Here is a 12,346-nt window from a genome sequence, read left to right as displayed (position 1 = left end):
GGTTCATTTAGTTAAAATCTACTTCGAGAACGCACTATTTTGTAGAAAAATTCCCAATTTTTCCAAGAACGATTAATTTATTCAAGAAACCAGCTTAAATTATAGAGGTATGAATTATTCAGGTTTAATTAGAAATGAACGTAAAGTAAAGATTGTGGAGATAGATGGAACAAGAGGATTTATGCCAGACTTTTTATTATATCTTCAAGATGAAAGTTGTACCTATCAAATATTTTTAGAACCAAAAGGAGATCATTTAAGACTTCAAGATAAATGGAAAGAAGATTTTTTATCTTCCCTTGGAGAAAGAGAAGATGTAGAAATTTTAACTGAAAATGAAGAAGTTCGTTTGCTGGGAATCAAGTTTTATTCAGAAACTCCTGAATTAAAAGAAAGATTTAGAAAGGATTTTATAGAAAAAACGATAAAAGAATAAGTAAAAAAAGGAGTGGTAGAAATGAGGAAGTATATAGCAAAAGGTAAAAAGAAAAATAAAGATGAATGGGTAGAAGGAGATTATCTATATAACGATAAAACAAAAAATCATCTTATTGCGACTGAAAAAGATGATCGAGAAGAAAAGAAAAATATTGATTATGGATCCAGTTATACTTTCTGGATTGTAGATTCAGATACAGTTACTCTTACAGAAGTTGATGAAAAGTAAAAATCTTACTGATACAAAAGTAAGATTTTCATGTAAGGCAGGCAACGGGTTTGTATATACAAACCCTAAAACTAAAGTTTTGACCTGCTAGGAAGTTTCCTATAACCTCTTACATAAAAAAATCGTAAACTCATTTTTTTTATGAATGTCGCTTTGCTCGATTAGAAAATAATAATTAAAAGAGAGTGAAAGAAGGAGTGAAGAAAAATGAATTATAATTTAACTGGTAAAGTAAATAAGAAATTTATTTTAGATGATAGTGAAGTAACAGAAACTGTAAATATTATAGAAAATATAACAAACAGAAAATTAAATATAGAAATAAAAAATCAAGATCAACTTCAAATTTTATTAGATAAACCAGCAAAATTAATTGATGACGAAGAATTAATTCGAAAAGTAAAAAAGTTTAAAAATTTTATAATTAAAAAAAGTACAACCTACTATGTGGAATCAAAATAAAAAACTAATGCCCTTTGTTGAGTTATATTTTATAAAAAATTTGAAAAGGGTATGAAGTAAACGAAATTTAAATATTTTATTATAAATACTATTTAGGAGGTAAATAATATGAAACTTAATTATGATTTAATAAGTGAATATGAAAGATATAATTTAACTGCGAACGAAGAAGATGAAAAGATTATTATAAATGTACATGATGTTAAAACAGATACACTAAAAAGAAAAGTTGAAATAGACAAACTACGGTTAATGCAACTGATCAAAAGATATGAAAAAACAGATCCAGATAAAATAACTTGGTATGATAGAACATTATTGGAATGGGGAGACCCTAAGAAGAAAAAAAGATAAAAACATGAAATAGTTTTTATTATTGGAGTTTGTCTTAATAAGAATTGAGTAAAACTCATCAAGATTATTAATAAATAAGAATTTGAAATTCCTTATATAAAATTACCGTAAAGCAGATTGGAGGATATATTATGGCGGAGGAAAACAGTATTAGAAAAGAAATTAGAAGCTTTATTTTCTATACTTTTTTAATTTCATGGGTATCTTGGGCTATCATTATTTTGGGGAATAAATATTTTGATTTTTTATGGTATGGGGAACCCTTATTTTGGATACCAATGTTAACTGGAGGTCTAGGCCCAGCAATAAGTGTTTATATTATATCTGAAAAATCTAACAAAGATTATACTCTCAAATCTTTTTTAGCGTTTTTATCTAGTGGAAATATAAGTAGATTAGGCTGGTTAGTTTTTGTATTATACATAGTTGGACGTTTTTTAATGACCTGGTTCGGTTTTGGCATTGAAGATCCTATATCAATCATTTATATGTTTATAAACTTACCATTATTTATAATTGGTGGTGGTTTTGAAGAGATTGGTTGGCGTGGATATTTACAACCTAAATTAGAAAAAAAATATAACTATATCACTGCTGTTCTTATGGTAGGAATTATATGGGCGTTATGGCATCTTCCATTATGGTTTATAAAGGGAACTGTCCAAAGTGCTTTACCATTTTTTTTGTACCTATTTTTAGTGATTATTCTAAGTTTTTCATTTACAACTATTTATAAGTATACAAGGAATATATTTCTATGCATTTTAAGTCATGCTTGGTTTAATGGTTGTATTGGTTTGGGAGTTTATATAGGAGTGAATGGTTATTTGCAGCTAAATCTAAATTGGAGAGTGTTTTTAGTTTTCCTTTTAGAATTTATATTTTCTTTTATTTTATCTATTAAACTAGTTCATAAATCAAAAAGAGATGTTTGAGTTTGTCAAAATGCTAAGTATGACCAATCCAAGAGAATATTAAAGGACTAGTAAAAAAAGGATAGTTATACTTCACACTCCGTACTTTTAAGATAAAAAAGATCCCTTTGGTTAAAGGATTCAGAATACACTATTTTATCCAATTTCATGTGTCAATTTATTGACTGCATGAAATTAATTTTAAAATAAATTATTAAGGAGCGATAAAATGAATAATTTTCAAGAAGCTTTACGATATATGAATCAAACCATTTATGAACCGAAACAAATAACAGTAGAATCCATTCAAGAAGAAAAACAAAATGCTGAATATGGTGCAGGTGTGTTTCGATTATCTTCTAAAACGGTTCGATTTAGAGTCGCAAAAATTACGCCAACAAAAATAGGACAGTTTGTTGCTTTTTGGGAAAAGGATAACAACAATAAAAACCGTCCCTTTTTATTTGAAGAAGCACCTGAGCTATTAGTTGTTACAACTTTTAAAAATAATAACGAATTTGGACAATTTGTTTTTCCAAAAGACATTCTCGTTAAAAAAAATATACTTCGAACTACCTCCACTACAGGAAAAATGGCTATACGAGTCTATCCTAGTTGGGATACACCCACTAGTAAACAAGCACTGAACACTCAAAAATGGCAAGCACCTTATTTTGTTGACATGAGTACTCATAATCAGGATTCTGTAGATAAACTAATGGATCTATACTCTCTATAACTCATTAAACACTAAAGAATAAATGTGAGAAATAACCTTATTAAATCAAAGTTTCTGATACATGAATATATGTATTTTCATGTATTTCTTTTTTTGATTCATAAGTTACTTGTCTGTATATTTCTTATAGATTTGATTAAGTAAATAAAACATAGAAGGGAGCTTACTTATGAATAATAATCAAGGAAAAATTATAGATGCCCTTAGCAAAGCCTATTCAGATCCAGAAATAAAAAAAGACAGTGAATTTTCTCAATCATTATTTGACTATGCTAAAAATATTTCTGATGGTGATGATTATAGACTTGTTTGTGTAAAGTTAAGTAGAAAAATCAACTCTTACTTAATGGCTAACGAATTTAAATCACCTCAGACATTAACTGATCTAAACGCGATTGTTGGCAAAGAAGTTGCGAATTACAGAGGTGCTTCTTCTGTTAGTATGTGGGGTTCTAACCTCTTCTAATAAAATTTAACTGTCCTAATTTATCAAAAAAAATACAATAGTATGAATTAAAGTCCCAAACGAAAATTTAATAACGTCTCACTAATTTTAACTTCATTAATCCCAATATAGCGCTTCGCGATTTTCTCGCTGCTAAGACCAAAGACGTAGCCACGTCGTTGGTCTTTTTGTAATAGTTGATAACCAAACGTCTTACGCAGCGTATGCGTGCCAATATCGTCTCTTCCCAATAGCTTAGAGACCTTGTGAAATATATGATAGACCGCATTGACTTCTACATGTCCACCTTTGGTCCTTATACATTGACAAATAAACACAAAAAAAACCCTAATGTTAGTTTTTTATTCTAACTTTAGGGCAAATTTCATTGCATTTCTAACTGATTTCTATCATTTTTTAATTAAATACCATACCACCATCAATGATCAAAGCTTGTCCTGTCATATAATCTGAATCCGGCCCTGACAAATAAGAAACACAAGCAGCCACATCTTCAGGAAGAGAAAGACGTTTTAATGTTATGTTTTTTGCGAATTGATCCATACCCCTTTCAAATGATTCACCGGCTTCGTCAGCTACTTCCTGAGCGATCCCATTCATCATTGGTGTTTTTACAATTCCAGGGCAATAAGCATTTACTGTAATACCTAAATCAGCTAAGTCTTTTGCTGCTGTTTGGGTAATTCCACGGATAGCAAATTTGCTTCCGCCATATACAGCAAGGTCTGGATTGCCGACTTGACCAGCTTGAGAAGAAGCATTAATAATTTTTCCGCCATGTCCAAGTTTTTTAAAAGCGGCTACCGCTGCTTGAATTCCCCAAAGTGTTCCGCCTACATTAATATCAAAAACTTTATGGAAGATTTCTGGCGTAATGCTTTCAATCGGAGTAGAAGGCCCGATACCTGCGTTGTTGATTATAACATCTAATCCGTCTAATTTTTCAACAGTTTCTTCAACTGCTGAAAACACTTGATCTCGGTTAGAAACATCAACTTTTACAGCGATGGCATTCCCGCCTTTTTGTTGAATGCTATTTGCTGTTTCAGTGGCTGTCTCCATGTTAAAATCTGCACAAGAAACTTTAAATCCATCCTCTGCTAATCTTTCTGCTATCGCTTTTCCGATGCCTTGACCAGCACCTGTGACAAAAGCAACTTTCTTCTTTTTAGTATTTTCAACCATTTTGTTTTGTCCCCTTTCATTACTCTTTATGTAGTGCCGACTGAATAAAGGAAAAGTATTATCCTATCAGTGCTGTCTCTTATCTTTTTATAAATAGACCTGCGTATTTTTTAACGAACTTTTGATAAAAAACTTGCAGCTGTGCAGCGAATTGGCTCTCTACTTGACAGAAACCGCGAAAAGACCCTAAACGAATAAGAGTTTGTTGCGTGTAAAACGAACAGTTACAAAGTCTTTAAGGCCGTGCTTAAGGAAATTACAGATTTCCTTAGTTTCCTTCACGCAAAGGGACAAAAAGAATGGGATTAACTATAAATTAATTATTCAGCAACCACTATATGTTTATCTTATTCTTCCTTTTTTTCGCTGTCAAGATTTGTTTGTTAATAAATACATAAAGTTAAAAAAGGAAAATTAACACATATTGCTGAACAGAAATATGTGTTTACTAACCAATTAAAATTTTTGCACTATTCAGTGTTAGTTGATTTAACAATTAGCTATGTCTTAAATAAGAAGCCTAAATTAAAAAACTTAAAAATATCAAAAGAATACCTTCTTAAATGTGAAGAATGGATCTACTATGAGCTTGTCTTATTTACTAATTCATTAGAATTTTTTTTGGAAATCTATTACTATTACTATATAAGCAAACTAAAATAAAACTGGAAAATTTCAGTCTACTAAGAAAGTATAACAATGAAGTTTTTTCTCTATTATTAAATATTTTAGTCGTTTTTATTAAAAAAGATGATGTTAAAATGTCTGCTTTTTTCTATGAGGAGCTTAAAAATAGTGTATTTGAAACTACTAATACGATGTATGAGAAGACGATGATGATTTTTTTAAAAGAATTAATCAATATAATGAAGTCAAAAAATTATAATGAGAGAAATATAGAAAAGATTATTTCCTTATTTAGCTGCTTATTTTAATACATACTTTTAAGCAATTTCATGTATTCACAACATCTTTGACGTACTTAAACAAGTACGTTACAATAGTAAGAAAGATGTTAAAGGGAGGAATAGCTTATGTCTATCGTAAACCCTAGCCAAGCTAGAAAAGTCTTTTATCAACTATTGAAAGACGTCAATAAAACTAACGAACCCATTTATATCTCTGGCAAAAACGAAGAAAGTGAAGCCGTTATGGTCAGTAAAAAAGACTGGGACGCAATTCAAGAAACATTATACCTTCAATCTGCTGGCGTAGCGGATGTGATCCACCAGCGTGAACAAGAAAATGAGTTTGTTGCATTGGAGGATATCGATTGGGATACTCTATAAAGTTAGCAAAATCAACAATGAAAGACCTTAAAAATTTAAAATCGGCTCATTTAGAGCAAAAATTTAAAGATATAATGGAAATTTTAAAAGAGAATCCGGTCCAAAATCCCCCGCCTTATGAGAAATTAGTCGGAAATTTAAAAGATAAGTATTCACGCCGTTTAAATATTCAGCACCGGGTCGTTTATTCGGTGGATAATGACGCCAAAGAAGTCATTATTTGGTCGGCTTGGACGCACTATGAAAGATAGAAATCCACTTTAAAAAAGTGATTTTCTATCTTTTTTTTATGTAATGAGCTTGTCTTTTTTCGGACCAACTACCGAAAAAAGACAGTGCATAAAGAGCCATTTTTTTCCGACGCCAACGACGAAAAAAACGGCTTGATCTTGCCAGAAAAAGAGACCGAAATGAACACATTTCCCGTCTCTTTTCTGGCTCAAAACGGCCACGTTTTGACCGGGTTTTTCAGGGGGATTGGGGGAGCAGCGCGCCCCCCCAACAAGGTCGTTTGCGCCACGAAGTGGCTAGCAAACACAGAGCTTGCCAAACCCCTTAAAGAAGGAGACAGACAACAACCGAAGCGTTTTGGCTAGCTCCTTCTTTCTGAACATGAGTGAAGAAAAACAGGGGGTGGGACGTTGAGCGAATGAGAGATTTTTGAGGCCTCTTTAGCTGAGAGCAAACCGAAGCTAAAGAGCCGAAATAAATCAGCCATCGAGTGAGCGAACCCGAGTTTGAAAACTTGAAGCGCTCCGCTGAAAGATTGCAAATGAGTGTGTCAGCTTTTGACAAAAGCATGGCACAAGGGGCTAAGCTCGTGACACCAAACATAAACAGACTAGGCGATTTTTAATGTCCTCCTCCTTATGATGAATAAAGCTATTAGAGGTGACTCTTAAAAAAAGAGACCGACAAAACGCTTAAAAATCCGTTCTAAGCGTTTTATATTGAGAATAAGGTAAATATCTATTTAGTTAGTTTGAAACCGTCTAACGCGCCTTATTTTCATTCTAAGAGGTCAGTTAATAGTTAATCACTTCATACGAATCTTCTTATTGCTCTTGGGTATGTAGGGCTCGCCCTGCACGACCAAAGGGAGCTCTTTACTTGTATGAATCTTAGCAAAAAACAGCTTATAAGCGATCCTACTAGAATGACACACATTTCCCTGTCTTTTCGTTGTAAATGGAGCAGAGCGACTTCTTTTGACCTTATACGATCATTTTTAGCTTGCGGAGCAAGGTTTCCTTTTTTCAACACGTTTGGTGTATTTATATTTCTTGCTTTATCTAGTAATATAAATTAGTAAAGGGTACTTTTTGTCTGAGTAAGGTATTTGGACAAAAAAGAGAATCTAAATGGATATACTAGTGGTTTTCAAAAAAAAATAATTATGTTTTTTATATTTATCTTATATATTTTAATCTTTTAAACCTTTTGCGAGCATGAAATACCTTTAATACCAGCGTTATTAGATACTATACCCCTACAAAAAACGATGTATACCCCTACAAAAAACGATGTACTAACCTACAAAAAACGATGTACACCCCCACTTTCAAATTGACAAAGTGGGGGTGTTTGATACAATAAATACTGTAATAAAATTTTTAAGCATTATTTTTTTTCAATGGTTACTTATAATACAAGGAGGTTTATTTCTATGTCACATTCTAATGAACTTGTAGCTCGAAAGGTGGTACATATGAACGATTTGTATAATCAGAAAGCTGTAGAGCACAATGATTTAATTACCAGTGTAGCAAAAATGGATAAAGTTCCTCTTAAAATATTCGAATTAGCTGTTTCCTGTTTAAATACTGAAAATAATCTACAAAATAATACAATTCACTTATCGAAAGAAACCTTATTCTCCTTTTTTGATGGATCTAGTAGTAGTAAACATACGCGTTTTAAAGACGCGTTGAGAACATTGCATGAACAAGCTATTTTTGAAGTGAAAGAACCTCAAAAAAAAGAAGGGAAATTTGATTACTCAATTATTTCTCCTATTTCCAGAAGTAGCTGGAATGACTATAATGATTCAGTTTCAATTAAATTTACAGATGATATTATGCCTTACTTAATGGAATTAAAATCAAATTTCACACAGTATCTTATTACGGATATTATAAAATTAAACAGTAAATATAGTATCATTTTATATAAATGGTTTTCTATGAACTATAATCAGTATGAGATTTATAGTACGAATGGACAACGTAGAGATGAACAATTAGGACTATTAAAAAACCCCTATATCGATATGCAAGAATTACGTAGAATAACAAATACTTTAAATGAATATAGTAGATTTGATCATTTTGAGTTGAGAGTCTTAAAAAAAGCAGTAGATGAAATTTCAGAACACACACATTTCATTATTACCTATAAAAAGATAAAAAAAGGACGTTCTATTGTAGGAATACAATTTTATATTGAGAAGAAGAAAAAGATACTAGCTCCCGTTGATTACAAAGAAAATGATCCCATTTCTCAAAAATACCAACAAGATAAAGAAGAAAACGAAGACCAATTATTAGTATTATCTATGCAAAGCCCGTACACAAAGTTGTTATTAGAACAATTATTAATCAATCAATATGATTTAATTGATAAAAAAGTGATGGTTGGTCTACAAAGAACAGTATTTCCAAAGTATGAAGAATTAACCAATGTACAAGGTCGGAATTCAGTGAAAGAACATATCCAATATGTAGCTGCACATAGAATCCCATCTTCAGCTAAAGAAAATATCGTAAACTATTTAAAAGCAGCCATAGAAAATTATCTTAAAACTGTTAAAACAAATAATGTCTTTAGAGGTGAATAATAATGGCTGATATGACGATAAAAGAACTAGCAGATGAATTAGGAGTATCAAAACAAGCAATTCGTAAACATTTAGAAAAGTTACCACCAACTTTATCGGTAACTAAAAAAGAAAATGCCATATACCTAGATACTGATGTATCAAGATATGTTAGAAGTAAGGTTACTAGGGTTACCGACAACGTTACTGGTAAGGTTACTAGTAATCAATTTCATGAAAAAGGAACTAAAAAAAAACTGAAAAGTGAGGGAAAACCTACAAATACTTATGAAGTTGAAAAAATACTTACAGAACAATTAAAAATAAAAGATAAACAACTTGCAGAGAAAGATAAGCAAATACAAACCATGCAAAAATTACTTGATCAACAACAACAACTATCTCTTCAAACAAATAAACAAATTGAAACATTACAGCTTCAATTATCTAATGAATCAGCAGAAGATTTGATACGTTCAACTAATAATTCATTATTTAATGATGAAAATGAAAATAGTGAATTGGTTGAAAATAAAAGCTTTTTTAGTCGAATTTTCAAAAAATAATCCAACTAAAACAAGAGAAAAGGAGTTGCTTTAACATGAATAAACATGATTTTGTCCGTCTAATGGCTGTAAATGAGGATCTAACAATCGATGAAGCAACCGCAATGACTAACAGTGTCTTAAAAGGCATTTCAGAGGCTTTAAAGAAAGAAGAATCCCTTCATTTTGTTGGTTTTGGAAAGTTTGACATTGTTCAGCGAGCCGCACGAAAAGGTCGGAATCCAAAAACAGGAGAGGAACTCTTTATTCCTGCCCAAAGAAAGATTACATTTAAACCTGGCAAGCATTTAAATGATCACGTGTTAAATGAGTCCAAGCAAAAAAGAAAATAGCCTAGTTTTAGCTTTTTATCTTGATATAAGATACTTAATTTCGTTCCATAAAACAATGTAATCGTGTATTGGAGGGAGATATAAAAAAAGAACCCTATTGGAATAGGATTCCCGACACACGATTTTATAGAATTTCATGTATGAATCTCTCCTTAATTTAAGATAATATAGTTAGAATAATTTGATAGAATAAAATCTAATGAAAAAAAATAGTTTAAGATATGACTATACAAAATGGAGGAGGAATAAGATGCTAGAAGTTAGTCATCTAAGTAAACAGTTTGGCAGTATAAAGGCAGTGAATGATCTTTCATTTTCTGTTAGAAAAGGAACCACATTTGCATTTCTTGGAACAAACGGTGCCGGAAAATCAACGGTGATTCATATGATCATTGGATTACTGAAGCCTGACAAGGGAGAAATCAATTTTGATACCGACACACTCCCAGAAGAAATAGGAGTTGTCTTTCAAAATCATCGTTTAGACGATGATTTCACAATTGAAGAAAACTTAATGATTCGTGCCCAACTCTATGGAGTTAGTAAAGCGCACGCACAAAAACGTGTGGACGAATTACTCCAAGCGATTGACCTCACTGATAAACGAGACCGAATTTATGGGGAATGTTCTGGAGGAGAAAAAAGAAAGACGGATATTATTCGAGCCCTTTTGAATCAGCCTCATTTCTTAATTTTAGACGAGCCCACAACAGGATTAGATGCTGAATCACGTGAAGAAATTTGGACATTTTTAAAAAAGCTACAATCAGATTTTGGAATGACCATTTTCCTAACTACTCATTATATCGAAGAAGCGGAGTATGTGGACTATGTCGTTATCATGCATGAGGGGAAAATTGAAGTGGAAGGCACACCAGATCAATTAAGAAGAGACTACTCAAAAACAATACTAAAACTGGTTTCCAAAAATGAAAAAAAACTTCTTTCTTTTCTACAGAACTACTCTTATCCATTCGAATACAAAAACAATCTATTTTTTATTGAAATAAATCATAGTAAAGAAGCCATTCCGATTCTGCAGCAAGCAACAGATTATATTTCAGATTTTTCAATTAAAAAGGCGAACTTAGAGCATGTTTTTTTACAAGTAACGAAACAAATAAAAAGGAGGGGAAATAGATGAATACCCTGATTATGCGCCATATCAAATTATTTCTTAAAGATAAAGCGAGTGTCTTCTTTTCACTCCTATCGGTATTCATCATTATCACGCTGTATCTTCTTTTTTTATCTGAAAACATTACCTCTAGTTTGCCTGTTTTTGATGATCGGAATGCTTTTGCCTTTCTGTGGATGTTTTCAGGTGTACTCGCTGTAACCACAGCCACCGCTTCACTTGGAGCACTTGGGAAATGTATGGAGGATCGTGTCAGTAAAAAAAGTGAAGACTTATTAATTACAAAAATTTCGAATCAAACACTAGCTTCCTCCTACATCTATTATTCATTTATCATTGGATTTATTTTTACTCTTCTTTTATTTATAGGTGGTTTTATATACACATGGTTGGTATTTGATCTTTTTTTACCACTATCCATTTCACTCGCACTGATTCTTTTGATTAGTACACTGATGCACACGCTCATTTTTTATCTCATCATTTCTAGCTTAAAAACAATGAGTGCCTTTACTGGTTTTTCAACTCTTGTAGGAACTCTCATTGGATTTTTAGCAGGAATTTACGTTCCGATAGGGGTACTCCCTAGTTATTTACAAAAAATTATGATCTTATTCCCTGCTACACAAGTTACCGCTTTATTGAGAAGCACACTGATGAAAGACATACTTATTCCAATCAAAGAACTTGTACCAGATAGTGCCTATGAGAACATCATCAAAACACTGGGTGTAAAACTACAGTGGAACGATTTCATTATCTCCAATCAATTTTCTTGGATATACCTACTCCTTTTAACCTTCATTCTTTTCCTTATCGTTATATTTACAAATAGGAATAAAACCACGTAAATGTGGGATTTAGGATACATGATTTTATGTCAAATAGTGTATTCTAAAAATAAAGAATGAGTTTGTCACAATAAGAATTGTGACAAATTAAATAATTTATTTAATTAGCTTATACTTCTTAATAATACATTTCACTAATGTTGCATTAATTTTTTAACCTATATGTTTGGCCATGATTGTTTTTTTACTTACCGTACTTATCAAGCTTGACCTTAATTTGAAATAGAGAATTTTCCGTATTTTGAGCTGTTTTAAATTGGTTTAAATTGAAACGTATGAGAATATTAGACAATTATTTGGTCCTATATAAGTGAAAAACGTCGCAATTCCTGGTAACAAAAATAAATAGCAGTAAAAATTTTCTGGGAAAATTCATTTCTTGAGCATCAATAGACTTTCTTAAATTCAACAAAACATCTTGTGATTAAATAAACAATGTGTAACCTGAATAATTCATACCTCTATAATTTAAGCTGGTTTCTTGAATAAATTAATCGTTCTTGGAAAAATTGGGAATTTTTCTACAAAATAGTGCGTTCTCGAAGTAGATTTTAACTAAATGAACCTT

At 31.5% G+C, this 12,346-nt stretch carries 17 protein-coding genes and 1 pseudogene; 16 read left to right on the top strand and 2 right to left on the bottom strand.

Annotated elements, in window-relative coordinates; genetic code table 11:
- The first annotated feature begins 109 nt into the window (after positions 1 to 109).
- From ACEN3Z_RS10635 to ACEN3Z_RS10605, 7 genes are all read left to right on the top strand, one after another.
- A complete protein-coding gene (locus ACEN3Z_RS10635) occupies positions 110 to 436 on the top strand; it encodes a hypothetical protein (RefSeq protein ID WP_407090844.1) in 327 nt (108 codons plus the stop codon).
- 21 nt (positions 437 to 457) lie between these two features.
- Positions 458 to 667, top strand: coding sequence for a hypothetical protein (locus ACEN3Z_RS10630; RefSeq protein ID WP_234754700.1), 210 nt, complete (start codon positions 458 to 460; stop codon positions 665 to 667).
- 207 nt (positions 668 to 874) lie between these two features.
- A complete protein-coding gene (locus tag ACEN3Z_RS10625; RefSeq protein ID WP_407090843.1) occupies positions 875 to 1,129 on the top strand; it encodes a hypothetical protein in 255 nt (84 codons plus the stop codon).
- A gap of 108 nt (positions 1,130 to 1,237) precedes the next feature.
- Positions 1,238 to 1,483, top strand: coding sequence for a hypothetical protein (locus ACEN3Z_RS10620; protein ID WP_407090842.1), 246 nt, complete (start codon positions 1,238 to 1,240; stop codon positions 1,481 to 1,483).
- Between the two features lie 131 nt (positions 1,484 to 1,614).
- Entirely contained in the window at positions 1,615 to 2,418 is an 804-nt protein-coding gene (locus tag ACEN3Z_RS10615; RefSeq protein ID WP_407090841.1) for a type II CAAX prenyl endopeptidase Rce1 family protein, read from the top strand.
- A gap of 208 nt (positions 2,419 to 2,626) precedes the next feature.
- Complete coding sequence (locus ACEN3Z_RS10610; protein ID WP_284064986.1) at positions 2,627 to 3,136, top strand: MepB family protein; 510 nt, start codon at positions 2,627 to 2,629, stop codon at positions 3,134 to 3,136.
- Positions 3,137 to 3,305: 169 nt separating this feature from the next.
- Positions 3,306 to 3,602: a bacteriocin immunity protein gene (locus ACEN3Z_RS10605; protein ID WP_407090840.1), complete on the top strand. Its 297-nt coding sequence runs from the start codon at positions 3,306 to 3,308 to the stop codon at positions 3,600 to 3,602.
- A 47-nt stretch (positions 3,603 to 3,649) separates the two neighbouring features.
- Here ACEN3Z_RS10605 and ACEN3Z_RS10600 read toward each other — a convergent pair.
- Both ACEN3Z_RS10600 and ACEN3Z_RS10595 read right to left on the bottom strand, forming a co-directional pair.
- Positions 3,650 to 3,895: pseudogene (locus ACEN3Z_RS10600) on the bottom strand (integrase); the annotation flags it as partial.
- A 103-nt stretch (positions 3,896 to 3,998) separates the two neighbouring features.
- Positions 3,999 to 4,787, bottom strand: a complete 789-nt coding sequence (locus ACEN3Z_RS10595; protein WP_407090839.1) for a (S)-acetoin forming diacetyl reductase — start codon at positions 4,785 to 4,787, stop codon at positions 3,999 to 4,001.
- A gap of 608 nt (positions 4,788 to 5,395) precedes the next feature.
- Between ACEN3Z_RS10595 and ACEN3Z_RS10590 the strand changes: the two genes are divergently transcribed.
- From ACEN3Z_RS10590 to ACEN3Z_RS10550, 9 genes are all read left to right on the top strand, one after another.
- Complete coding sequence (locus tag ACEN3Z_RS10590; protein WP_407090845.1) at positions 5,396 to 5,722, top strand: hypothetical protein; 327 nt, start codon at positions 5,396 to 5,398, stop codon at positions 5,720 to 5,722.
- A 99-nt stretch (positions 5,723 to 5,821) separates the two neighbouring features.
- Positions 5,822 to 6,076, top strand: coding sequence for a type II toxin-antitoxin system Phd/YefM family antitoxin (locus ACEN3Z_RS10585; RefSeq protein WP_010620828.1), 255 nt, complete (start codon positions 5,822 to 5,824; stop codon positions 6,074 to 6,076).
- Complete coding sequence (locus ACEN3Z_RS10580; RefSeq protein WP_407090838.1) at positions 6,061 to 6,327, top strand: Txe/YoeB family addiction module toxin; 267 nt, start codon at positions 6,061 to 6,063, stop codon at positions 6,325 to 6,327. Before ACEN3Z_RS10585 ends, ACEN3Z_RS10580 begins: the two co-directional genes overlap by 16 nt.
- 84 nt (positions 6,328 to 6,411) lie before the next feature.
- The gene (locus ACEN3Z_RS10575) at positions 6,412 to 6,672 is read left to right on the top strand and encodes a hypothetical protein (RefSeq protein WP_407090837.1); all 261 of its coding nucleotides are present in this window, start codon (positions 6,412 to 6,414) and stop codon (positions 6,670 to 6,672) included.
- A 1,070-nt stretch (positions 6,673 to 7,742) separates the two neighbouring features.
- Positions 7,743 to 8,912: a RepB family plasmid replication initiator protein gene (locus ACEN3Z_RS10570; protein WP_407090836.1), complete on the top strand. Its 1,170-nt coding sequence runs from the start codon at positions 7,743 to 7,745 to the stop codon at positions 8,910 to 8,912.
- Between the two features lie 2 nt (positions 8,913 to 8,914).
- Positions 8,915 to 9,457, top strand: coding sequence for a DUF536 domain-containing protein (locus ACEN3Z_RS10565; protein WP_407090835.1), 543 nt, complete (start codon positions 8,915 to 8,917; stop codon positions 9,455 to 9,457).
- Positions 9,458 to 9,492: 35 nt separating this feature from the next.
- Positions 9,493 to 9,789 carry an HU family DNA-binding protein gene (locus ACEN3Z_RS10560; RefSeq protein WP_407090834.1) on the top strand — a complete coding sequence of 99 codons (297 nt, stop codon included), beginning with the start codon at positions 9,493 to 9,495 and terminating at the stop codon, positions 9,787 to 9,789.
- A gap of 250 nt (positions 9,790 to 10,039) precedes the next feature.
- Positions 10,040 to 10,933, top strand: a complete 894-nt coding sequence (locus ACEN3Z_RS10555) for an ABC transporter ATP-binding protein (RefSeq protein ID WP_192987811.1) — start codon at positions 10,040 to 10,042, stop codon at positions 10,931 to 10,933.
- Entirely contained in the window at positions 10,930 to 11,778 is an 849-nt protein-coding gene (locus ACEN3Z_RS10550; protein WP_407090833.1) for a hypothetical protein, read from the top strand. Before ACEN3Z_RS10555 ends, ACEN3Z_RS10550 begins: the two co-directional genes overlap by 4 nt.
- Positions 11,779 to 12,346: the final 568 nt, after the last annotated feature.

The organism is Ruoffia sp. FAM 26254 (genome assembly GCF_045528545.1).
Taxonomy (GTDB): domain Bacteria; phylum Bacillota; class Bacilli; order Lactobacillales; family Aerococcaceae; genus Ruoffia; species Ruoffia halotolerans.
This window is presented reverse-complemented; position numbering and strand designations above follow the sequence as displayed.